Genomic DNA, 20,828 nt, shown 5'->3' on the forward strand with positions numbered 1-20,828 from the left:
GTCAACCCCCCTTCCGACCTGCGGCGACCCCGACCGCGCGCCGGGCGTGAGTGTCCTCACCTGGGGTGGGGGCGGCTTTGCCCTGGCGGGGGATATACGCAAGACTGGTGTTGTGAAAAGCGCCCGGCCTGCCGTGCCGGTCGACGTCCGCCCGCTGGAGGGTGCGTCGACCGGTGAGGGCCGCACGCGCGAGGCCGTTTCCCGGCTGCTGATGGAGCAGGGCCCGATCACGGCGGCGGCCGTCGCCGCGGAGCTGGAGCTGTCGGCCGCTGCCGTGCGGCGCCACCTCGACGCGCTGCTCGCCGACGGGGAGGCCGAGGTACGCGAGGCGCCCCGGCGGGGCCCGCGGGGGCGAGGCCGCCCGGCGCGGGAGTACCTGCTCACCGATGCTGGCCGGGCCCGGTTCGGCCACGGGTACGACGAGCTGGCCGTAGCCGCGCTGCATTACCTCGCGGAGCACGGTGGCGAGTCCGCGGTGCGCGGGTTCGCCCGCAGCCGGGTGGACGCGCTGCTCGCGTCCGGTGCGCAGCAGGTCACGGCGGCGGCCCGGCCGGACGAGCGGGCAGAGGCCCTCGCCGCGCTGCTCACCGCGCGCGGCTACGCGGCGCAGGCCCGCGAGTCGCGCACCGGCGTGCAGCTGTGCCAGCACCACTGCCCGGTGGCCCACGTCGCGGCCGCGTTTCCCGAACTGTGCGAGGCCGAGACCCAGGCGTTCGCTGCCCTGCTCGGCACCCACGTGCAGCGATTGGCCACCATTGCCCGCGGCGACTCCGCGTGCACCACCCACGTTCCGCTGGACTCTCCCGACGTCCGGCGGAAGCTCGATCCCACCACCGTCCCCGCAGGGAGGCAGCCCGAATGACCACCGCTCCTGAGGCACTCACCCAGGAGGAGACGCTCGCGACGCTCGGCCGATACGCATTCGGTTGGGCGGACTCCGACGTCGCTGGCGCCTCCGCCCGTCGTGGCCTCTCGGCCGACGTCGTGGCCGACATCTCCCAGATGAAGAACGAGCCGAAGTGGATGCTCGACTTCCGGCTCAAGGCCCTCGACCTGTTCGAGCGCAAGCCGATGCCGCGCTGGGGCGCCGACCTGTCGGACATCGACTTCGACAACATCAAGTACTTCGTGCGGTCCACGGAAAAGCAGGCCACCTCCTGGGAGGAGCTGCCCGAGGACATCAAGAATACCTACGACAGGCTGGGCATCCCAGAGGCGGAGAAGGCCCGGCTGGTGGCGGGTGTCGCGGCGCAGTACGAGTCCGAGGTCGTCTACCACCAGATCCGCGAGGACCTGGAGCAGCAGGGCGTCATCTTCCTGGACACCGACACCGGGCTGCGCGAGCACCCGGAGCTGTTCAAGGAGTACTTCGGCTCGGTCATCCCGGCGGGCGACAACAAGTTCTCCGCGCTGAACTCGGCGGTGTGGTCAGGCGGGTCGTTCATCTACGTGCCGCCTGGCGTGCACGTCGACATCCCGCTGCAGGCCTACTTCCGGATCAACACCGAGAACATGGGCCAGTTCGAGCGGACGCTGATCATCGTCGACGAAGGTGCCTACGTGCACTACGTCGAGGGCTGCACCGCGCCGATCTACAAGACCGACTCGCTGCACTCCGCGGTCGTCGAGATCATCGTGAAGAAGGGCGGCCGCTGCCGCTACACGACCATCCAGAACTGGTCGAACAACGTCTACAACCTGGTGACGAAGCGGGCCAAGGCCGAAGAGGGCGCCACCATGGAGTGGGTCGACGGCAACCTGGGCTCCAAGGTCACCATGAAGTACCCAGCCGTCTGGCTGATGGGTGAGCACGCCAAGGGCGAGGTGCTCTCGATCGCGTTCGCGGGCGAGGGCCAGCACCAGGACGCCGGGGCGAAGATGGTGCACCTTGCGCCGCACACGTCCTCGACGATCATCTCGAAGTCGGTGGCGCGCGGCGGTGGCCGCACCTCCTACCGCGGCCTCGTGCAGGTCAACCCGCGGGCCCACCACAGCCGGTCCACGGTGAAGTGCGACGCGCTGCTGGTCGACACGATCTCGCGGTCCGACACCTACCCGTACGTCGACGTGCGCAACGACAACGTCACGATGGGCCACGAGGCCACGGTCTCGAAGGTGAGCGACGACCAGCTCTTCTACCTGATGAGCCGCGGCCTCACCGAGGACGAGGCCATGGCCATGGTCGTGCGCGGGTTCGTCGAGCCCATCGCGCGCGAGCTCCCCATGGAGTACGCGCTGGAGCTGAACCGGCTGATCGAGCTGCAGATGGAGGGCGCTGTCGGATGACGGCTCCAGAAGTTGCCGGCCTCGCACCCGAGCTGAAGGGCGCGAAGAAGGGCCAGGGAGAGTCGCCGATCGCGTCGGCGATCGATCGCTTCACGTCCTACGACGTCGAGGCGTTCGAGGTCCCCGGCGGTCGCGAGGAGAACTGGCGGTTCACCCCGCTGCGCCGGCTGCGCGGCCTGCACGACGGGTCGGCGTCCCTCGACGCCTCGACGAAGGTCGAGGTCTCGGCTGGGGACGGCGTCACCGTGGAGACCGTCGGCCGCGACGACCAGCGCCTCGGTGCGGGCGGTGTCCCGGCCGACCGGGTCGCCGCCGCCGCGTGGTCGGCCTTCCGCGAGGCCACCGTCGTCACCCTCGACGGCACGCCAGGGCCCGTCACGATCACGGTCACCGGACCGGGGGAGGGGCGCAGCGCCTCGGGCCACCTGCAGCTGCGCACCACCCTGCACACCGAGGCCACGGTCGTGGTCGAGCATCGCGGTTCGGGCACCGTCGCCGACAACCTCGAGGTCGTGCTCGCCGAGGGCTCGCGCCTGGAGCTCGTGGTCACCGAGGAGTGGGCCGACGACGCCGTGCACTTGGGCGCCCGCCACCTGTCGGTGGGGCGCGACGCCACCCTGCGTTCCACGGTCGTGTTCCTCGGCGGCGACCTGGTACGGGTCGGCGAGACCGTCAGCTACACCGGCCCCGGCGGCGACGCCGAGCTGCGTGGGCTCGGCTACGCCGACGCCGGCCAGCACCTGGAGCAGCGGCTGCTCGTCGACCACTCGGTGCCGCACTGCCGCTCGGACGTGCTCTACAAGAACGCGCTGCAGGGCGACGGGGCGCACACCGTCTGGATCGGTGACGTGGTGATCCGGGCCGCCGCCGAGGCCACCGAGACGTTCGAGTTCAACCGCAACCTGGTGCTCACCGAACGCGCCCGTGCCGACTCGGTGCCCAACCTGGAGATCGAGACCGGCGAGATCACCGGCGCCGGCCACGCCAGCGCCACCGGCCGGTTCGACGACGAGCAGCTGTTCTACCTGCAGAGCCGCGGCATCCCCGAGGACGTGGCCCGCAGGCTCGTCGTCCGCGGCTTCTTCGGCGAGATCCTGTCCAAGATCACCCTGCCCGAGCTTCGCGAGCGCCTCGAAGCGGCCGTCGAGGCCGAGCTCGCAGTGACCGGCGTCTGACCCCACCACCACGGAGCATCCACAGAACATGTCCACCCTGGAGATCAAGGACCTGCACGTCTCGGTCGCGACCGACGACGGTGCCAAGGAGATCCTGAAGGGCGTCGACCTCAGGGTCAGCACCGGCGAGACGCACGCGATCATGGGACCCAACGGGTCCGGCAAGTCCACGCTCGCCTACGCCATCGCCGGCCACCCGAAGTACGAGATCACCTCGGGCACCGTCACGCTCGACGGTCAGGACCTATTGGCCCTCACCGTCGACGAGCGCGCCCGCGCGGGCCTCTTCCTCGCCATGCAGTACCCGGTCGAGGTGCCCGGCGTGTCGATGTCCAACTTCCTGCGGTCGGCCGCCACCGCCGTCCGCGGCGAGGCGCCGAAGCTGCGCACCTGGGTCAAGGAGGTCAAGGGCGCGATGAGCGACCTCGACATCGACCCGGACTTCGCCGAGCGCTCGGTCAACGAGGGCTTCTCCGGCGGCGAGAAGAAGCGCCACGAGGTGCTGCAGCTCGCGCTGCTGAAGCCGAAGTTCGCCATCCTCGACGAGACCGACTCCGGCCTCGACGTCGACGCGCTGCGCGTCGTGTCCGAGGGCGTGAACCGCTACAGCGAGGGCAGCGACACCGGCGTGCTGCTGATCACGCACTACACCCGGATCCTGCAGCACATCCGCCCCGACCGCGTGCACGTGTTCGCAGGCGGCCGGGTCGTCGAGTCCGGCGGCCCCGAGCTCGCCGACGAGCTCGAGCGCAGCGGGTACGTGCGGTTCACGGGCGGGAAGGCCGAGGCGGCGGTCTGATGACCGCTCTCGAGGCCCCCGATCTGGCGGGGCTGGACATCGGGAAGATCCGGGCGGACTTCCCGATCCTCACCCGCACCGTCCGCGACGGGAGGCCACTGGTCTACCTCGACTCGGGGGCCACCTCGCAGCGGCCGCGACAGGTGCTCGACGCCGAGCGGGCGTTCCTCGAGCAGCACAACGCGGCCGTCCACCGTGGCGCCCACCAGCTCGCCGAGGAGGCCACCGACGCCTACGAGTCGGCGAGGGCGCGGATCGCCGCGTTCGTCGGCGCCGACCCAGGCGAGGTGGTGTTCACCAAGAACGCCACCGAGGCGATCAACCTCGTCGCCTACGCGATGAGCAACTCGTCGGTGCGCACCGGGCTCGGCCCCGAGACCGAGCGGTTCGCGCTCGGCCCCGGCGACGAGATCGTGATCACCGAGCTGGAGCACCACGCCAACCTGGTGCCGTGGCAGGAGCTCTGCCGCCGCACCGGTGCCACGCTGCGGTGGTACGCGGTCGACGACGATGGCAGGCTCGACCTCGACTCGATCGAGCTGTCCGAGCGCACGAAGCTGGTGGCGTTCGCCCACCAGTCCAACGTGCTCGGCACGATCCTGCCGGTGGCGGAGCTGGTGCGGCGGGCGCAGGCGGTCGGTGCGCTCACTCTGCTCGACGCGTGCCAGTCCGTGCCGCACATGCCGGTGCACCTGACGAACCTGGGCATCGACTTCGCCGCCTTCTCCGGGCACAAGATGCTCGGCCCGTCCGGCATCGGCGTGCTGTACGGCCGCGCGGAGCTCCTTGCCGCGATGCCGCCATTCCTCACCGGCGGGTCGATGATCGAGCTGGTGCGGATGGAGGGCTCCACCTACGCGCCGCCGCCGCAGCGGTTCGAGGCGGGCGTGCCGATGACGTCGCAGGCCGTGGGCCTGGGTGCCGCGGTGGACTACCTGTCGGGCATCGGCATGGGCCGGATGCACGCCCACGAGTTGCAGCTCGCCCAGGCCGCCCTCGACGGCCTCGCCGAGGTGCCCGGCGTGCGGATCATCGGGCCCCGGTCGCTGGAACAGCGCGGCGGCACCGTGGCGTTCGTCGTCGAGGGGGTGCACGCCCACGACGCCGGCCAGGTGCTCGACGACCGCGGGGTCGCCGTCCGGGTGGGACACCACTGCGCGTGGCCGCTGCACCGGCGCTTCGGCGTGGCGGCCACCGTGCGGGCGTCGTTCGCGGTGTACAACACCCCCGATGAGGTCGGCGCGCTGATCGACGGCGTGCGCGCGGCCCGCGAGTTCTTCGGGGTGAGCTGACGCTATGCAGCTGGAACAGATGTACCAGGAGATCATCCTGGACCATTACCGGTCACCGCACGGTGCCGGCCTGCGCGAACCGTTCGACGCCGAGTCGTTCCAGATCAACCCGACCTGCGGCGACGAGATCACGCTTCGGGTCAAGCTGGACGGCGAGAAGATCGCCGACGTCTCGTACGAGACCCTCGGCTGCTCGATCAGCCAGGCCTCGGCGTCGGTGCTCACCGACCTCGTGGTCGGCCGGTCGGTCGAGGAGTCCCGCGACGTGCTCGCCGCGTTCCAGGAGATGGCGCAGGGCCGCGGCCAGGTCGAGCCCGACGAGGACGTGCTCGGCGACGGCGTCGCGTTCGCAGGCGTGGCCCGCTACCCGGCGCGCGTGAAGTGCGCGCTGCTCGGGTGGATGGCGTTCAAGGACGCAGTCGCCCGTGCCGAGACCGGTCCCGCGAACGGCACGGCGGGTACCGTCGTGGCGGAGGAGGCAACCACATGAGCGAGACGGAAGAGGTCGTGCGTGGCGCGGCCGGGATGCCCGAGCCGCCCCCGTCGTCGGACGCGGTGTCGATCGACGACCTGGAGGAGGCCATGAAGGACGTGGTCGACCCCGAGCTCGGCATCAATGTCGTCGACCTCGGGCTCGTCTACGGCATCCAGGCCGAGAACGGCGTCGCCACCATCGACATGACGCTCACGTCGGCGGCCTGCCCGCTGACCGACGTCATCGAGGAGCAGGCAAGGGGCGCTCTCATCGGGCCCGGCCTCGTGGACGACATCAAGATCAACTGGGTCTGGATGCCGCCATGGGGCCCCGACAAGATCACCGACGAGGGCCGGGAACAACTCCGCGCCCTGGGTTTCCGGGTATAGGCGTCAACTTCACACACGCAGTCCCCGCTTCACACAGGGCCGGCCCTGTGTGAAGCGGGGACTCGGTGTGTGAAGTCGGGCTGATCATGCTGCCAGGGCGCGCTCGGCGGCCGCCAGGGCGTGGGTTCGGGCCGTCGCGATCAGCGGCACCTTGGCGGTCATGACCGCCAGCTCCAGTTCCGTGCATGCCAAGGCCACTGCCTGCGCCCCGTCTGCGGCGAGACCTTCCACGGCGGCCAGCAGCTCGGCCTGGGACTCCGGGCGCACCTCGCCCACCGTGAGCTCGTCGAAGATGATCTCGTCGAGCCGCGCCCTGGTGGGCGCGTCGGGCACGACCGTGCCGATGCCGTGGCGGGCCAGCCGCTCGGTGTAGAAGCCGTCCGTCAGGACCGGGCTCGCGCCGAGCAGGCCGATCTGCCGCGCGCCCAGCCGCGTCGCCTCATGGCCCACCGCGTCGGCGATGTGCAGGAACGGGACCGGTATCGCGTCCTCGATCGCGCCCGCCGCCTTGTGCATGAGGTTGGTGGCGAGCACCACCAGCTGCGCGCCCGCCCCGGCGAGGCCCGCCGCGCTCGTCGCCATGATCTTCCCGGCCCGCTCCCAGTCGCCGTCGATCTGGCACTGCCGGATCTCGGCGAAGTCGAGCGAGTGCACCAGCAGGTCGGCGCTGTGGTGCCCGCCCAGCCGCTCCTGCACCCGCTCGTTGATCACCCGGTAGTACTCGGCCGTCGAGTACCAGCTCATCCCGCCTATCACGCCGATTCGTCGCATGCGCTCATCGTGCGGCGGCGGGCACGCCATAGGAAGCCGTGTTCTCCTTGGAGCATCCATCGGCCATGCTTATGGCGTGGATCCCAGGCGATTGCTCACCTTCCGTGCGGTCGTACGCGTGGGCTCGATCAGCGCGGGTGCCCGTGAGCTGGGCTGGACGCAGCCCGCGGTGAGCCAGCAGCTCGCCGCGCTCGAGCGCGAGGCGGGCACGCCGCTCCTGGTGCGCGGTCCGACCGGCGTCGTCCCGACCGAGGCGGGGGCGGCCGTGCTCCGGCACGCGGACGCGGTGGACGCGGCCCTGCGGTCGGCCCGCGAGGAGGTCGATGAGCTGGTCGGGCTGGGTGTGGGGACGGTCCGGATGGCGGCGTTTCCCTCCGCTGGAGCGGTCGTCGTGCCCGCAATCGCCGCTGAGTTGCGCGCATGCGCTCCTGGCGTACAGCTGCGTGTGGAGGAGGCCGAGCCGCCGGAGGCCGCCGCGCTCGTGCGATCCAACGCGGTGCATCTCGCGCTCGCATTCCGCTACCCGGGGCAGGCCGCGGAGCCGGATCTCGCGTGGCATCCGCTCGGGACGGACCCGGTGCGGATCGTGCTCCCCGCCGCCCATCCCGGCGTCGAGAACCTCGCCGCGCTACGCGACGAGGTGTGGGTCGCCGGGTGCGAGCGCTGCCGCGCGAACCTCCTCGCGGCCAGCGCGGCCGCCGGCTTCACCCCGGACATCCGGCACGTCACCGACGACTACGTCGCGGTGCAGGCGCTCGTCGCCCGCGGGGTGGCCGTGTCACTCCTGCCGGAGATGGCGCTGCGCGCCGCCACCGTCGACGGCGTGCGCGCCCACTCCGACCCCGCGCTCGCCCCGCGGACGGTGGGCGTGCTCCACCGCCCGGGGGTCGAGTGGGTGCCCGCGGTCGCGGCGGTGCTGGCGGCGCTCCGGTGAGCTGTCCGGGCGGCCTCTCGTGGGGCGACGGGCGCTCAGGGTTCCGGCGACCGCGGAGGTCGGGCGCCAGCGGTGGGGCAGATCATGAGCCATGCGAGGGCTGGGACGGGGTAGAGCAGCAAGAACAGGTTCGGGGCCCACCACGTGATGTCGAACTCCCCGCGCAACGCCCAGTACGCGAGCGCCATCAGCCCGGCCGTCGCGGTGAGGGTGAGCGAGACGAGCATCAACGGGTGCCACGCCCGTGAGCCGCACCGCCGGAGCGCGACAGCGGCGATCCCGGTGGCGCTGACCAGGAGGTCGAGCGGGAGGAACGACCAGTTCCAGGCGATCACCCGTGGATCGTGGTGGTCGGCGAAGAGCACCTCGTCCGGCAGGAGCCGCAGGGCCGTGACCGTCCAGTAGGCGAGGAACCCGAGGTCGGTGACGATCATCGCAGTCTCGATGGCCCGCAGCGGTGCCGGCGTGCGGGCCCGGTGGGGATGCCGTGCTCGAAGGGCCGTCGGGCGAGTCACGGAGCGTCGCAGGCTCGTTTTTGCATCACAGCTGTGATGTTACCGGGAGTGGCCGTATTGTCGGACCGTGCCTCGAGTCGTGGACCACGCGCAGCGCCGCACCGACCTGGCGCGCGCCGCGTGCGCGGTGATCGCCAGGAGTGGCGTGGACGGAGCCACGATGCGCGCGGTCGCCGCGGAGGCGGGGTGCACCACAGGCATGGTGAGGCACTACTACGCGGATCGGCAGGAGCTCGTCGTCGCAGCGCTCGACGCCGCCACCGCGGCGGCGGGAGAACGGATCCTGCTCCGGGAGCAGGACTCTCCTGACGACCTGCGCGGCGCGCTGGCGGAGTCACTACCCCTCGACACGCGACGCCAGGAGGAGTGGCGGGTGTGGACGGCGTTCTGGGGCGCCGCGATGGGGGACGCGCGCCTTGGCGACGAACACCGGCGCCGCTACGACGCATGGCGCGCGGTGCTCGTCAGGCTGCTTCGACGGCGCGGGATCGCGCATGGGGCGGAGGTTGCGGAGTCGCTGATGGCAGGGGTCGACGGGATCGGCCTGCACGCGGCCCTCGACCCGCAGGCCTGGCCGGCCGAGCGCCAGCTCGCGCACCTCGACCGGCTGCTCGAGGCCGCGTTGACGCCCGGCCGGCCGGACCTCACGGGCCCGGCCACTTCTCACCCCTTGACGGCGCCCCCGAACGCGAAGGCCCCGCCGAGGCGGCGCGACAGCATCAGGTACAGCAGCAGCGCAGGCAGCGAGTAGATCACCGAGTACGCCGCGAGCTGGCCGTAGACGACCTGGCCGTACTGGCTGAAGAACGAGAAGATGCTGACCGACGCCGGCAGGTTGTCGTTGGACTGCAGCAGGATGAAGGGCACGAAGAAGTTGCCCCACAGGTGGATGAACGTGTAGATCGCCACCACCGACATCCCCGGCCACATCAGCGGCAGCACGATCCGCCGTAGCGCCTGCATCGGGGCGGCGCCGTCGGTCCAGGCGGCCTCCTCCAGCTCGATCGGCACGGCGTCCATGAAGTTCTTCGTCAGCCAGATCGCGATCGGCAGCGAGGTGGTCGCCATGAACAGGATCGTGCCCATGTACGTGTCGATCAGGTCGACCTGCACGAACATGCCGTACACCGGCACCATGATCGCGGTGATCGGGAGGCCGGTCGTGAACAGGATCGTGAGCAGGAACGGCCGCTTGTACCGGGACTGGTAGCGCGAGAGCGGGTACGCCGCCAGCACCGAGGCCGCGATCGTGACGAGGGTGGCGGTGCCGCACAGGATGAACCCGTTGAGCATCGGCCGGAACGTCGTGTCCTCGTCGAGGACGGCCCCGAAGTTGCCGAGCGACCAGGGATCCGGCCAAGTCACCGACAGGGTCGCCGACTCGTTGAACGCGGCCAGCACCACCCACAGCAGCGGCACCACGAAGCAGGCCGCGATCAGCAGCAGGACGAGGTTGACGGTCAGCTTGCTCACCACGTGCGACGAGCGACGGCGGCGCACGACCCGGTGCGCGCCGGCGCGGGCAGCCGCCGGGGGAGCGGTGAGCTCCGGGGTATCGGTGGTCACGACATGGACTCCCCGAGTCGCAGGGCACGCAGGTAGACCAGCGAGAAGACCCCGCCGATGAGCAGCAGGACCAGAGCCAGCGCGGTGCCGTAGCCGAGGTCGCCGAACTGGAACGCCTGCTGGTAGGCGTAGATCGGGAGCGTGGCGCTCTGGTTGCTCGGCCCGCCCCGGGTCATCGTCCAGATCAGGCCGAACACCGACAGCGTCTGCAGCGTGATGAGCATGAGGTTGGTCGCGATGGACCGCCGCACCATCGGCAGCGTCACCGAGAACAGCCGTCGCCACGTGCCGGCCCCGTCGACCCTCGCGGCTTCCTCGATCTCCTTCGGCACCTCCGAGAGTGCGGCCGAGTACACGAGCATGGAGAACGCGGTGCCGCGCCAGATGTTGGCAATCGAGACCGCGAGGATCGGCGCCGTGAAGAGCCAGTTCTGGGCCGGCAGGCCGACCGCGGTGAGCAGTCCGTTGAGCGATCCGCCGTCGCCGAGCAGCGCCGTCCACAGGTAACCAGCCACCACCTCGGGCAGCACCCACGCCCCGATCACGATCGCGCTGACGATCGCGCGCACCACCCGGTGCCCGGAGCGCATGAGCAGCGCGAGCACCATCCCGAGCACGTTCTGCCCGATGATCGCCGACATCACCGTGAACGCCACGGTGAGCAGCGCCGACTGGTGGAATTCGGCGCTGGTGAACGCCCGGGTGAAGTTGTCGAACCCGACGAACTCGTACCCCGAGGCGCCGGTCAGCTTCATGTCCGTGAAGGCCGTCCAGATGCAGTACACCACCGGGTAGCCGAGGAACAGCACGAGCAGGACGACGGCCGGCGCCAGCGGCAGGCCACGCAGCAGGGACGCAGGCGCCGGGGCGCGGCGAGCGCCGCGCCCCGTGCCTGCGGTGAGCGTGCTCACGACCCGGATGCCACGATCACCGCGTCGCCGGCGATCGCCCGTACCTGGTCGTCGTAGCGCTGCGCCGCGCCGGCCGCATCGGCGTTGCCGGTGATGACCGACTCCGAGGCGACCTGGATCTCCTTGGACACGCGCGGGTACTGCGCGTACGCCGGCCGGTAGGTCGTGATCGGCACGAGCGAGGCGAAGAACTCGTTCGACGGGTTCGCTGCGGCGTACGTCGGGTCGGCGGCGACGTCCTTGCGCACCGGGATCTGCACCTCGTCGATCGCGAACTTCAGCTGGTGCGCCTTGTCGTTCAGCATCTTGCTGAACTCCCACGCCAGGTCCGGGTTGTCGGCGTTCTGCGGGATGGCCCATGTCCAGCCGCCGGACATGCTGACCTTCCCGGGAGCCTGGCCGTTCTGCGTCGGCATGGCCGTCCAGCCCATCACCGTGCTCCACTGCGGCCAGGGGTTCGCGCCGCCCTCCCCCCACTTGTTGGACAGCCACGAGCCCTCGACGGCGATCGCGACCTTGCCCTGCGGGATCTGCTCCTGGCCGACGGTGTTGTTCCAGTCCGTCGTGAGGACCTGCTGCGGCGTCGCGCCGAGGCCCTCGGAGTAGACGGTCTGGATGAACTGAAGGGCGTCGCGGAAGCCCTGGCTGCCCACCACCCACTTCTGCGCGCCGTGGTCGTAGAGGGTGTCGCCGGTGCCGTAGAGCAGCATCTCGAAGCCCTGCATCGACGATGCCTCACCCAGGGTCGCGCCGGCGTAGATGCTGAGCGGGATGACGCCCGGCACGGTGGCCTTGATCGTGCGGGCGGCCGTCAGCAGGTCGTTCCAGTTCGCGGGCTGCCAGTCGGCGGGCAGGCCGGCCTTGGCGAGGATCTCCTTGTTGAACCAGACGCCCCGGGTGTCGGTCCCGGTCGGGATGCCGTACGTCTTGCCGTCGAGGGCCCGGCCCGCGTTCTTGGCGGTGTCCTCGAAGTTGGTCCAGTCCGGCCACGCGGCGATGTAGTCGTCGAGCGGGCGCAGGTAGCCGGCCTCGATGTCGGAGTTGATGAGGAAGGTGTCCTCGTAGACCAGGTCGGGCGACGTGCGCGGCGAGCGCATCTGCAGCTGCAGCTTCGTGGGGTAGTCGTCGTTCGAGGCGATGATGGGCTGCAGGTCGATGGTGGTGCCCGGACGGGCCTGCTCGAACTCGGCCTTGGCCGCCTTGAGGAAGTTCTCCTGCACGTGGTCGTCGCCGAACTGGCGGAAGGTGACGGTCACGGTCGACGCGTCAGCCTCGTCCCCACCGCCGCACGCGGCGAGGGTCACCGCCATGAGTCCCGCCGCGGCGAGCGCGCCCGCCCTCCGCCATCGCTGCCCTGCACTCGTTCCCAGCACTGCGCTACCTCCGTCTTCCCGCCGTTGGTGAAGTCGTCCGGGCGTCACTGCTGATCCCCGCCCGGGAGGGAGAACCTCAGGGTTACGACCTGGAACGGTCGCACGGTGAGCTCGAGCGTGTCGCCGTCGAGCGGGATATCGCCCGCGAGCGGCCGCTCGAGCAGGTCGGTCTCGGTGCAGGTGGTGGCGGCGAAGCCGAGCGCCAGCCGCACGGTCGCCCGCGCGCCGAGGGCCTCGTACAGGCGCACGACCACGTCGCCCGACCCGTCGTCGGCGAGCTTCACCGCCGAGATCACGACGCCGTCGCGATCCGTGCGCACGAGCGGTTCCACGTCGGCATCGCCCGGCACGCGCCGCTCGCGCAGGTTGATCCGGTAGCCCTCGCGCGTGGCGTCGGTGAGGTCGGCGCCCGGGACGAGCGCGAAACGCATCCGGTGCACGCCCTGGTCGGTCTCCGGGTCCGGGAACCGCGGCGCGCGCAACAGCGACAGGCGCACGGTGGTGGTCGTGCCGCCGTCGCGACGCACGGTGCGGGTGACGTCGTGGCCGTAGGTCGAGTCGTTCACCAGCGCGACGCCGAAGCCGGGCTCGGTGACGTGCAGGTACCGGTGCGCGCAGATCTCGTACTTGGCGGCCTCCCAGCTCGTGTTGGTGTCGGTCGCCCGGTACACGTAGCCGAACTGGGTCTCCGCCGCCGAGCGCTCCGCGCGCACGTCGAGCGGGAACGCCGCCTTGAGGAACGTCTCGGTCTCGTGCCAGTCGACGTCGGTGGCGATGTCGACGCGGCAGGCCCCCGGAGGCAGGGAGATCACCTGCGTCACCCGGGAGCGGCCGAACGCCCTGACCACGCGCACGGCCGCATCCGCCACGGGCTCCACGGCCTCGACGTCGGTCAGGTCGGTGACGGTGCGGCGGTACGCGTGGTCGACGTCCCACGCGTCGTACTTCGCGGGCAGGTCGGGGTGCAGCTGCAACAGGTTGGCCGGGCTGCCGGGGGCGATGGCCTCCCGCCCGGTCGCCAGGTCGACGACGGACACGAGCAGCCCGCGCGCATCGACGACGGCCCGGACGAGGCCGTTGTCCAGCACGTAGCCGCCGTCCGCCGCGCTGCGGGTGGCGGGCGCGGGTGCGTGCGGCACGCGGATCGCCCCGCGGGCGGGAACCCCGCCGCGCGCATGCGGGGCCGCGTTGAACACGACCTCGCCGCCGGACGCCCGGCCTGGTTCCGGGTCCCCGGCGAGCGCCCGCTGCGCTGCGGTGATGATCGCCTCGAGCTCGGCGGTCAGTCGCGCGTAGGTCTCGCGGCTCTCGCGGTGCACCCACGCGATCGACGAGCCGGGCAGGATGTCGTGGAACTGGTGCAGCAGGACCGACTTCCAGATGCGGTCCAGGTCCTCGTAGGGGTACGGGTGCCCGGCGCGCACGGCGGCCGTGGCCGCCCACAGCTCGGCCTCGTACAGCAGGTGCTCGCTGCGGCGGTTGCCCTGCTTGTTCCCGGCCTGGCTGGTGTAGGTGCCGCGGTGGGTCTCCAGGTAGAGCTCCCCGACCCACACCGGTGGCTGCGGGTAGTCCGCGTATGCCTTCGCGAAGAACCGGGCGGGCGTCTCGACCTCGACCCGCGCCGATCCCTCCAGGTCGCGCAACCGCGCGGCCCGCGCGAGCATCTCGCGGGTGGGCCCGCCGCCGCCGTCGCCGTGGCCGAACGGCACGAGCGAGCGGTTGGCCACGCCCTTGTCGGAGAAGTTGCGCACCAGGTGGGCCATCTCGGCGCCCGAGAGGGTCGCGTTGTAGGTGTCCACCGGCGGGAAGTGGGTGAAGACGCGGGTGCCGTCGAGGCCTTCCCACCAGAACGTGTGGTGCGGGAATCGGTTGAACTGGCTCCACGAGATCTTCTGCGTGAGGAACCAGCGGGAGCCCGACAGGCGCACGAGCTGGGGGAGTGCTGCGGTGTAGCCGAAGGAGTCGGGCAGCCACACCTCCTCGGTCTCCACGCCGAGCTTGTCGAGGAAGAACCGCTTGCCGTGCACGAGCTGGCGGGCCAGCGCCTCCCCGCTCGGCATGTTGGTGTCTGACTCCACCCACATGCCGCCGACCGGCACCAGCTGGCCGTCGGCGACCTTCTTGCGCATCCGCTCCCACACGTCGGGGCGGTGCTCTTCCATCCACGCCCACTGCTGTGCCGACGACATCGCGAAGACGAAGTCCTCGTCGTCGTCCATGAGCGTCAGGACGTTGGACGCCGTGCGTGCCACCTTGCGGACGGTCTCGCGCAGCGGCCACAGCCACGCGGAGTCGATGTGGGCGTGCCCGATGGCGCTCACCCGGTGGGCGCTCGCGGCGGCGGGGACGGCGAGGGCGGGCGCGAGCGCCGCCCGGACCGCGGCCGCGCTGCCGGGGACGTCCTGGAGGTCAAGGGCGTCGAAGGCGTGCTGGAGAGCGCGCAGGATGTTCCAGCGTCGCGGGTCGTCCACGGACAGCTCGTGCATGAGCTCGCCGAGCACCTCGACGTCCTGCACGAGCTCCCACACCTGCTCGTCGAACACCGCGAGGACGACGCTGCGCACGTGGTAGAGCGGGTCCCGGCCGGCCGTGCCGACCTCGCCCAGCGGCGTGCCCACGCCCTCGACGAGCGGGTTGGCCGCGGCCTCGACGTAGAGGTCGACGGGCTCCCCGCCCTCGGCGCGATCGGCGATGCGCAGCCATGTGTTCGTCGGGTTGAGGCCCTTGAGAGCCGTGCCGTCGGCGCGGTGGACGAGCGCCTCGGCGGAGAAGCCGGGGCGGTCGGTCGCGAAGCCGAGATCGATCACGGCCTCCACCGGGCGACCGGCCCATGCAGCCGGGACCGATCCGGTGAGGTGGAACCAGCTCGTGCCCCATGCCGGGCCCCACGCCTCGCCGGCCGGCGCAGGGCGGTAGGCCGCCTGCAGCGCCTCGCCGACCGCGACCGGCTCGCCAGGGGCGTGCCAGACCTCGACCGTGAGGGGGACGTCCGCGCCGTGCACCGCGGGTCGCAGCCGCTCGCGCAGGATGCGCTCGATGCGCCGCTCGATCAGGACACGGTCGTCGTGCATGCAGTGACTCCTCGGCGAGCCTTTAGTCCATCGTTTGGAGCAAGAACCTAGATTCAACGCTTTAATGCGTCAATACTGTGGCGCAACCGGGTCGACGGGGACGAGGAGGACGTGCACTCCGATGGCATCTGGGACGGACGGGCCGCCTTCGGGCGTCGCGTTGTTCGCGTGGGTCAAGCAGGAGCTGCTCGACTCCATCGGGCGTGGAGAGTTCTCCTCCGACGAGCCGTTCATCACGCAGCGCGAGATCGTCGAACGCTTCGGGGTGTCCACGACCACCGCCGTCCGGGCGCTGAACGAGCTGGTGGCGGACGGTGTGGTGGTCCGGCGTCGCGGCCGTGGGACGTTCGTCGCGGAGCGCGCCACCGCCCGCCGGGAGACCGCGTCCGGCACCCCCGTGCTCGCCTACGTCAGCCCGGACCGGCGAGCCGGCATGCACGATGCGGAGCTGCTCTCGGGCCTCTCCGTCGAGGCTGCCGCGCTGGGTTACCAGCTCACGGTCGCGCACACCCGTAGCCGGGCCCACGAGGAGCAGGTCCTGCGCGCGATCGCGGCCGGTTGGGCGCAGGCGGTGGTGCTCTTCGCGCACGACCGGTCCAGCGCGGCGGGGGTGGTGGAGGAGCTGCAACGCGCAGGCGTGGTGACGGTGCTCGTCGACCGGTACCTGCCCGGCGTCCCCACCGACTCGGTCCTCTTCGACGACTTCGCCGTCGGCTACGACGTGACCACCGCGATGATCGACCGGGGGCACCGCTCCATGGCGGTGCTGTGGAGCGAGACGGAGGTGACGAGCGTGCGGGACCGGCTCGCGGGCCACCGCCGCGCGCTGCGCGACCGCGGGTTGCCCGAGCTGCCCGAGCGGTCGGCCCTGCTCCCCTTCTCGCGCCTCGATCCCCCTGGCCGGCAGCGCCGGTTGCGCGCACTGCTCGCGTCCGGCGAACCGCTCACGGCCCTGCTGTTCGGCAACGCACCCACGCTCGCGATCGCCGTGTCGGACCTACTGGCCATGGACGTCGACGTACCGGGCTCGATGGAGCTGGCGAGCATGGACCAGTCCAGCCCGGACGGCGTCGGGCCGCTCTCGGTGGTCTCGGCGCGGTTGCCGGTCCGGGAGATGGGGCGGCGGGCCGCGCGGCTGGTGCACGAGCGCCTCGAGGTCGCAGGCGGTCCGGCCCGCCACGTGGTGCTGCCGGCCGAGGTGCAGGTGGCGGCGCCGGGGCGCAAGACGCTCGTCGTCAGTGCCACACCACCCGGCTGACGTCGTGAAGCTCCGCTCCGGGCGACGGCGTCATGGCAGAAGGTCGTCGCGGGCGAGCAGCGGTGCGACCGCCTCGCGCATCACGGCGGTGGGGTCGGCGAGGCCGGTCCACCGGACCCACGCCGTCGCCGCCTGCGCGACGAGCATGCGGTCGCCGTTCGCGGCGTGCATGCCGCGGGCGCGGGCGCGGCGCACCAGCTCGGTCTCGGCCGGGATGTAGACGACGTCGAACACGGCGGCGGACGGGTTGAGCAGCTCGACGTCCACGACCGGGCCCGGCGACAGCATGCCGACCGAGGTCGCGTTCACGAAGACGTCCGCCGCGGCGAGCCGCTTCTCGACCGCGGGCTCCCCGAGCGCGAGGGGTTCGATCGAGGCGATGTCGGCGAACTCCTCGGCCAGCCGCCGCGGCATGGCAACGTCCAGGTCGAGCACGGTGAGGTTGCCGACCTGGGCGGTCGCGAGCCCGTACGCCACGGCGTGGCCCACCCCGCCGGAGCCGGCGACCACGACCGAGCGCCCGGCCAGGTCGCCCGGGTGGCACGAGCGCAAGCCGGCCAGGAATCCCAGGACGTCGGTGTTGAAGCCGACGAGCCGACCGTCCGCGTCGGCGACGACGCTGTTGACCGCGCCGATGCGCCGGGCGTCCGCTTCGACCTCGTCGAGCAGGCCCATCACGCGCTGCTTGTGCGGGGCGGTGATCTGGAAGCCCATCCAGCCGTCGCGCCGGGCCTCATCCACCTGGGCGACGAGCCCCGCCTCGTCGACCTCGCGCAGCTCGTACCGGGCGTCGACCCCGGTGGCGGCGAACGCGGCGTTGTGCATCACGACCGAGTGCTGCCTGCGCAGGGGGTTGCCGAAGAGGGCGACTGTTCTCATCTGTCCGTCCTGGATCTCGTGGTTCAGCGACCGGTGAACCGGGGGGTCCGCTTGCCGAGGAACGCCCGTGCGCCCTCGAGGACGTCGTCGGTGGCGAACACGACCTCGGACCCGTCCGTCTCGAGCGCCAACCCCTCGTCGAGGGTGGTCTCGGTGGCGGCGTCGAGCAGTTTCTTCGCGATGCGCACGGCCACCGGGCCGCGCTCGGCGAGCGTGGCCGCCATCTCCCGCGCGGCCGCCACGGCCCCGCCGGGGTCGACGACCCGCGTGACGAGCCCGAACGACAGTGCCGTGGCGGCATCGAGGGGCTCTCCGAGCAGGATGATCTCCTTGGCCCGTGCCGGGCCGACGATGCGGGGGAGCCGCTGGGTGCCGCCGCTGCCGGGGGTGACGCCGAGCTTCAGCTCCGGCATGCCGAGCTTGGACCGGGTGGTGGCGATGCGGAAGTCGCAGCACAGCGCGAGCTCGAGCCCGCCGCCGAGGGCGTGGCCCTCGATCGCCGCGATCGTGGGTACCGGCAGCTGCGCGAGCTGGCGGTAGACCAGCTTCTCCAGCAGGAGCTTGCCCTCGGCGGCGCGTCCGTGCAGCGACTCGAACTCCCCGATGTCCGAACCGGCGCAGAACGCCCGCCCACCGGCGCCGGACACGACCACCGCGCGGACCTCCTCGTCCGCCGCGATCCTCCGCAGCGCCGAGCGCAGCTGGGCCGTCAGCTCGGTCGTGACGACGTTCATCGGCGGGTTGTCCAGGACGATCTCGGCGCAGGCGCCACGGGTCAGGTGCACCAGCTCGGTCACGGCGTGGCCCCCGCGAAATCGGCGGCCAGCCCCATCGGCCCGGCCGCGAACAGCCGCGGATCCATCACCGCGAGCGACGCGCTCACGGCGGGCTTCAGGTCCATGTGGGCCAAGACGTCCCGCTCGACGTCGATGCCGGGGGCCACCTCGATCAGCTCCAGGCCGTCGGGGGTCAGCTCGAAGACGGCCCGCTCGGTCACGTAGCGCACCGACTGGCCCTTCCGGACCGCCAGCTCGCCGTTGAAGCTGATCTCGGTGACCGCGTCGACGAACTTGCGGTTGCGCCCCTCCCGCACGATGGTCAGTACGCCGTCGTCGACGGACACCTGCAGGCCACCCGCCGTGAACGTGCCCACGAAGCAGAGCCGCTTCGTGCGGGTGCTGATGTTGATGAAGCCGCCCGGCCCGCGGGGGTGCTCGTCGAAGGCGTGCACGTTCACGTTGCCGGCGCGGTCGACCTGAGCGAACGACAGGCTGGCGATGTCCAGCCCGCCGCCGTCGTAGAAGTCGAACATCGACGGCTGCTCGAGCCGCGCCTGGTAGCCGTACCCGGCGCCGCCATCCGCGCCGAACGCGGGGACGCCGCCGAAGATCCCCTGCTCCACGGTCAGCGTCAGCGCTCCGGCCACCCCTTCCTCGGCCGCGATCGAGCCGATCTGCTGGGAGATGCCGAAGCCGAGGTTGCAGATGTCGCCGCGGCGGAACTCCAGCAGCGAGCGGCGTGCGATGACCTTGCGGACGTCCAGCGGAGTCCGCGCCAGCCCGGTCGAGGGCGCCCGCAGCTCGCCGGAGTAGTACGGCGAGTACCGGGTGGCGTAGGTCTGGCGTTGCGCGGCGTCGACGTAGACGAGGTCGACCAGTGCGCCGGGGATGCGGACGTCGCGCGGGCGCAGCGACCCGCGGGCGGCCATGCGCTCGACCTGGACGATCACCCGGCCGCCGTTGTTGTGCGCCGCCATGGCGAGCGCCAGCGAGTCGCCGAGGATCGGCTCGTGCTCGAACGTCAGGTTGCCGTCCTCGTCGGCTGTGGTCGCGCGGATGACGGCGACGTCGATCGGCGGCGGGTGGTAGAGCAGCCACTCCCGCCCGGCCAGCTCGACGACCTCGACGATGTCCTCGGTCGTGCGGTCGTTCTGCCGTCCCCCGGTCTGGCGCGGGTCGACGTACGTGCCCAGCCCGACGTGCGTCACGTGGCCGGGCCGGCCCGCCGCCATGTCGCGGCACAGCCCGGACAGGACGCCCTGGGGCAGCGAGTAGGCCTCGAGGGCGCCCGCGCGGACGAGGGCACCGAGGCGCGGCTCGTTGCCGATGTTGCTGCCGATGGTGCGTCGGGCGAGCCCGGGCAGCGCCAGCTGGGAGAACCCGACGTCGCCGAAGTCCCCGATCCCGACGACGCGCACCGTGGTCAGGTCGCGAGGTCGGCCTACGCGCTCGAACGTCGCCGCCAGCTCGTCGATGAAGGCCTGCGGGACGCCGTGGCCGGCGCCGGAGCCGCCGACCCAGACGGCCGCGCCGTCCTGGACGAGCGCCACGGCGTCCTCGACGGTGCCGATCATCATGGCATCAGCCCGCCGCTGTTGGGGTTGAGTGTTTGCCCGAGCAGCAGCGACGACGCGTCCGACAGCAGGAACACGACGCAGTCGGCGACCTCGTCGGGCTCGCCGAAGCGCCCCAGCGGGAGCTCGGCCATCCGCCTGCGGCCGACCTCGCCCTCCATGACGGTGCGGCCCATGTCGGTGTTGGTGACGCCGGGAGCCACGCAGTTGGCCCGGATGCCGCGCTGGCCGAACTCCCGGGAGATCGACTTCGCGAGCGCGACCAGGCCCGCCTTGGCGCTCGCGTAGTGGGCAACCCCCGGCCAGCCGACGAGCCCGAGCCGGGACGCGATGTTGACGATCGTGCCGCCGCCGCGCGCGAGCATGCCGGGAAGGACGGCCTGGCTGGCGTGGAACGCGCTGGTCAGGTTGGTCGTGATGACCCGATCCCACTCCTCGGGCGCCATCTCGAGGAACGGTGACGTCGGCATGATCCCGGCGTTGTTGACCAGGCCGTCGAGGCGCCCGAACCGCTTTTCCGTGTCCCGGACGAAGGAGAAGATCTGCTCCCGGTCGGTGACGTCGCATGCGAACGTCTCGGCCTCGTGGCCGTACCCGCGCACCAGGTCCGCGACCGCCTTCGCGCCCGTCTCGCTGTCGCGGTAGGCCAGCGCGACGCGCGCCCCCTTCGCCGCGGCGGCCAGTGCGACGGCGCGGCCGATCCCTCTCCCGCCCCCGGTCACCGCGATGACGCGGCCGCTGAGCGAGCCCGTCAGATCCCGTTCGGCCATGCCACTCCTCT

General features: G+C 71.6%; 20 protein-coding genes. 10 read left to right on the forward strand and 10 right to left on the reverse strand.

Annotation, left to right across the window (positions count from 1 at the left end; genetic code table 11):
- Positions 1-112: 112 nt before the first annotated feature.
- From K1T35_RS23065 to K1T35_RS23095, 7 genes are read left to right on the forward strand one after another with little or no spacing between them, the layout of a single operon-like run.
- Entirely contained in the window at positions 113-862 is a 750-nt protein-coding gene (locus K1T35_RS23065; RefSeq protein ID WP_370645486.1) for a helix-turn-helix transcriptional regulator, read from the forward strand.
- Positions 859-2,286 (forward strand): Fe-S cluster assembly protein SufB, encoded by a 1,428-nt coding sequence (sufB, locus tag K1T35_RS23070; RefSeq protein WP_220262173.1) that lies wholly within the window; start codon positions 859-861, stop codon positions 2,284-2,286. The genes K1T35_RS23065 and sufB overlap by 4 nt, the downstream gene beginning before the upstream one ends.
- Entirely contained in the window at positions 2,283-3,461 is a 1,179-nt protein-coding gene (sufD, locus tag K1T35_RS23075; RefSeq protein ID WP_220262174.1) for a Fe-S cluster assembly protein SufD, read from the forward strand. The genes sufB and sufD overlap by 4 nt, the downstream gene beginning before the upstream one ends.
- Before the next feature lie 28 nt (positions 3,462-3,489).
- On the forward strand, positions 3,490-4,260 hold the full coding sequence (sufC, locus tag K1T35_RS23080) for a Fe-S cluster assembly ATPase SufC (protein WP_220262175.1): 771 nt from the start codon (positions 3,490-3,492) through the stop codon (positions 4,258-4,260).
- Positions 4,260-5,552, forward strand: coding sequence for a cysteine desulfurase (locus K1T35_RS23085; protein ID WP_220262176.1), 1,293 nt, complete (start codon positions 4,260-4,262; stop codon positions 5,550-5,552). The genes sufC and K1T35_RS23085 overlap by 1 nt, the downstream gene beginning before the upstream one ends.
- A gap of 4 nt (positions 5,553-5,556) precedes the next feature.
- On the forward strand, positions 5,557-6,042 hold the full coding sequence (gene sufU / locus K1T35_RS23090; protein WP_220262177.1) for a Fe-S cluster assembly sulfur transfer protein SufU: 486 nt from the start codon (positions 5,557-5,559) through the stop codon (positions 6,040-6,042).
- Complete coding sequence (locus tag K1T35_RS23095; RefSeq protein ID WP_220262178.1) at positions 6,039-6,416, forward strand: metal-sulfur cluster assembly factor; 378 nt, start codon at positions 6,039-6,041, stop codon at positions 6,414-6,416. Before sufU ends, K1T35_RS23095 begins: the two co-directional genes overlap by 4 nt.
- An 84-nt stretch (positions 6,417-6,500) precedes the next feature.
- Here the strand turns inward: K1T35_RS23095 and K1T35_RS23100 are convergent, their stop codons facing one another.
- The gene (locus tag K1T35_RS23100) at positions 6,501-7,187 is read right to left on the reverse strand and encodes an aspartate/glutamate racemase family protein (RefSeq protein WP_220262179.1); all 687 of its coding nucleotides are present in this window, start codon (positions 7,185-7,187) and stop codon (positions 6,501-6,503) included.
- Positions 7,188-7,263: 76 nt separating this feature from the next.
- Between K1T35_RS23100 and K1T35_RS23105 the strand changes: the two genes are divergently transcribed.
- Positions 7,264-8,121, forward strand: coding sequence for a LysR family transcriptional regulator (locus tag K1T35_RS23105; protein WP_220262180.1), 858 nt, complete (start codon positions 7,264-7,266; stop codon positions 8,119-8,121).
- A 35-nt stretch (positions 8,122-8,156) separates the two neighbouring features.
- Here K1T35_RS23105 and K1T35_RS23110 read toward each other — a convergent pair whose 3' ends face one another.
- Entirely contained in the window at positions 8,157-8,555 is a 399-nt protein-coding gene (locus tag K1T35_RS23110) for a DUF5360 family protein (protein WP_220262181.1), read from the reverse strand.
- Positions 8,556-8,703: 148 nt separating this feature from the next.
- Between K1T35_RS23110 and K1T35_RS23115 the strand changes: the two genes are divergently transcribed.
- A complete protein-coding gene (locus K1T35_RS23115) occupies positions 8,704-9,387 on the forward strand; it encodes a TetR/AcrR family transcriptional regulator (protein ID WP_220262182.1) in 684 nt (227 codons plus the stop codon).
- Here K1T35_RS23115 and K1T35_RS23120 read toward each other — a convergent pair.
- The 4 genes from K1T35_RS23120 to K1T35_RS23135 are packed head-to-tail and all read right to left on the reverse strand — an operon-like array spanning position 9,300 to position 15,557.
- A complete protein-coding gene (locus tag K1T35_RS23120) occupies positions 9,300-10,202 on the reverse strand; it encodes a carbohydrate ABC transporter permease (protein WP_255622470.1) in 903 nt (300 codons plus the stop codon). The two genes, K1T35_RS23115 and K1T35_RS23120, sit on opposite strands and share 88 nt — an antisense overlap.
- Entirely contained in the window at positions 10,199-11,113 is a 915-nt protein-coding gene (locus K1T35_RS23125; RefSeq protein ID WP_255622473.1) for a carbohydrate ABC transporter permease, read from the reverse strand. Before K1T35_RS23125 ends, K1T35_RS23120 begins: the two co-directional genes overlap by 4 nt.
- A complete protein-coding gene (locus tag K1T35_RS23130; RefSeq protein WP_220262183.1) occupies positions 11,110-12,486 on the reverse strand; it encodes an extracellular solute-binding protein in 1,377 nt (458 codons plus the stop codon). The genes K1T35_RS23125 and K1T35_RS23130 overlap by 4 nt, the downstream gene beginning before the upstream one ends.
- Before the next feature lie 44 nt (positions 12,487-12,530).
- Complete coding sequence (locus K1T35_RS23135; RefSeq protein WP_220262184.1) at positions 12,531-15,557, reverse strand: glycoside hydrolase family 38 C-terminal domain-containing protein; 3,027 nt, start codon at positions 15,555-15,557, stop codon at positions 12,531-12,533.
- A 121-nt stretch (positions 15,558-15,678) separates the two neighbouring features.
- Here K1T35_RS23135 and K1T35_RS23140 point away from each other — a divergent pair, with 121 nt between their 5' ends.
- Positions 15,679-16,815, forward strand: coding sequence for a substrate-binding domain-containing protein (locus K1T35_RS23140; protein ID WP_220262185.1), 1,137 nt, complete (start codon positions 15,679-15,681; stop codon positions 16,813-16,815).
- 30 nt (positions 16,816-16,845) lie between these two features.
- On the opposite strand, the gene K1T35_RS23145 is transcribed toward K1T35_RS23140, so the two are convergent.
- Genes K1T35_RS23145 through K1T35_RS23160 form a run of 4 tightly spaced genes read right to left on the reverse strand, consistent with a single transcriptional unit; the run spans position 16,846 to position 20,817 of the window.
- Positions 16,846-17,694 (reverse strand): shikimate dehydrogenase, encoded by an 849-nt coding sequence (locus tag K1T35_RS23145; RefSeq protein ID WP_220262186.1) that lies wholly within the window; start codon positions 17,692-17,694, stop codon positions 16,846-16,848.
- Positions 17,695-17,717: 23 nt separating this feature from the next.
- On the reverse strand, positions 17,718-18,491 hold the full coding sequence (locus K1T35_RS23150; RefSeq protein ID WP_220262187.1) for an enoyl-CoA hydratase/isomerase family protein: 774 nt from the start codon (positions 18,489-18,491) through the stop codon (positions 17,718-17,720).
- Positions 18,488-20,050, reverse strand: a complete 1,563-nt coding sequence (locus tag K1T35_RS23155; protein ID WP_220262188.1) for an acyl CoA:acetate/3-ketoacid CoA transferase — start codon at positions 20,048-20,050, stop codon at positions 18,488-18,490. The genes K1T35_RS23150 and K1T35_RS23155 overlap by 4 nt, the downstream gene beginning before the upstream one ends.
- Entirely contained in the window at positions 20,047-20,817 is a 771-nt protein-coding gene (locus K1T35_RS23160; RefSeq protein ID WP_220262189.1) for an SDR family NAD(P)-dependent oxidoreductase, read from the reverse strand. The genes K1T35_RS23155 and K1T35_RS23160 overlap by 4 nt, the downstream gene beginning before the upstream one ends.
- Positions 20,818-20,828 lie beyond the last annotated feature (11 nt).

Origin of the sequence: Pseudonocardia sp. DSM 110487 (assembly GCF_019468565.1) — a bacterium.
Taxonomy (GTDB): Bacteria; Actinomycetota; Actinomycetes; order Mycobacteriales; family Pseudonocardiaceae; genus Pseudonocardia.

Coding starts and splice junctions, on each gene's coding strand:
- sufD (WP_220262174.1), top strand. CDS start 2,283: ATGACGGCTCCAGAAGTTGCCGGCCTCGCACCCGAGCTGAAGGGCGCG.
- K1T35_RS23110 (WP_220262181.1), bottom strand. CDS start 8,555: ATGATCGTCACCGACCTCGGGTTCCTCGCCTACTGGACGGTCACGGCC.
- K1T35_RS23085 (WP_220262176.1), top strand. CDS start 4,260: ATGACCGCTCTCGAGGCCCCCGATCTGGCGGGGCTGGACATCGGGAAG.
- K1T35_RS23100 (WP_220262179.1), bottom strand. CDS start 7,187: ATGCGACGAATCGGCGTGATAGGCGGGATGAGCTGGTACTCGACGGCC.
- K1T35_RS23140 (WP_220262185.1), top strand. CDS start 15,679: ATGGCATCTGGGACGGACGGGCCGCCTTCGGGCGTCGCGTTGTTCGCG.
- sufC (WP_220262175.1), top strand. CDS start 3,490: ATGTCCACCCTGGAGATCAAGGACCTGCACGTCTCGGTCGCGACCGAC.
- sufU (WP_220262177.1), top strand. CDS start 5,557: ATGCAGCTGGAACAGATGTACCAGGAGATCATCCTGGACCATTACCGG.
- K1T35_RS23095 (WP_220262178.1), top strand. CDS start 6,039: ATGAGCGAGACGGAAGAGGTCGTGCGTGGCGCGGCCGGGATGCCCGAG.
- K1T35_RS23145 (WP_220262186.1), bottom strand. CDS start 17,694: ATGAGAACAGTCGCCCTCTTCGGCAACCCCCTGCGCAGGCAGCACTCG.
- sufB (WP_220262173.1), top strand. CDS start 859: ATGACCACCGCTCCTGAGGCACTCACCCAGGAGGAGACGCTCGCGACG.
- K1T35_RS23135 (WP_220262184.1), bottom strand. CDS start 15,557: ATGCACGACGACCGTGTCCTGATCGAGCGGCGCATCGAGCGCATCCTG.
- K1T35_RS23160 (WP_220262189.1), bottom strand. CDS start 20,817: ATGGCCGAACGGGATCTGACGGGCTCGCTCAGCGGCCGCGTCATCGCG.
- K1T35_RS23155 (WP_220262188.1), bottom strand. CDS start 20,050: ATGATGATCGGCACCGTCGAGGACGCCGTGGCGCTCGTCCAGGACGGC.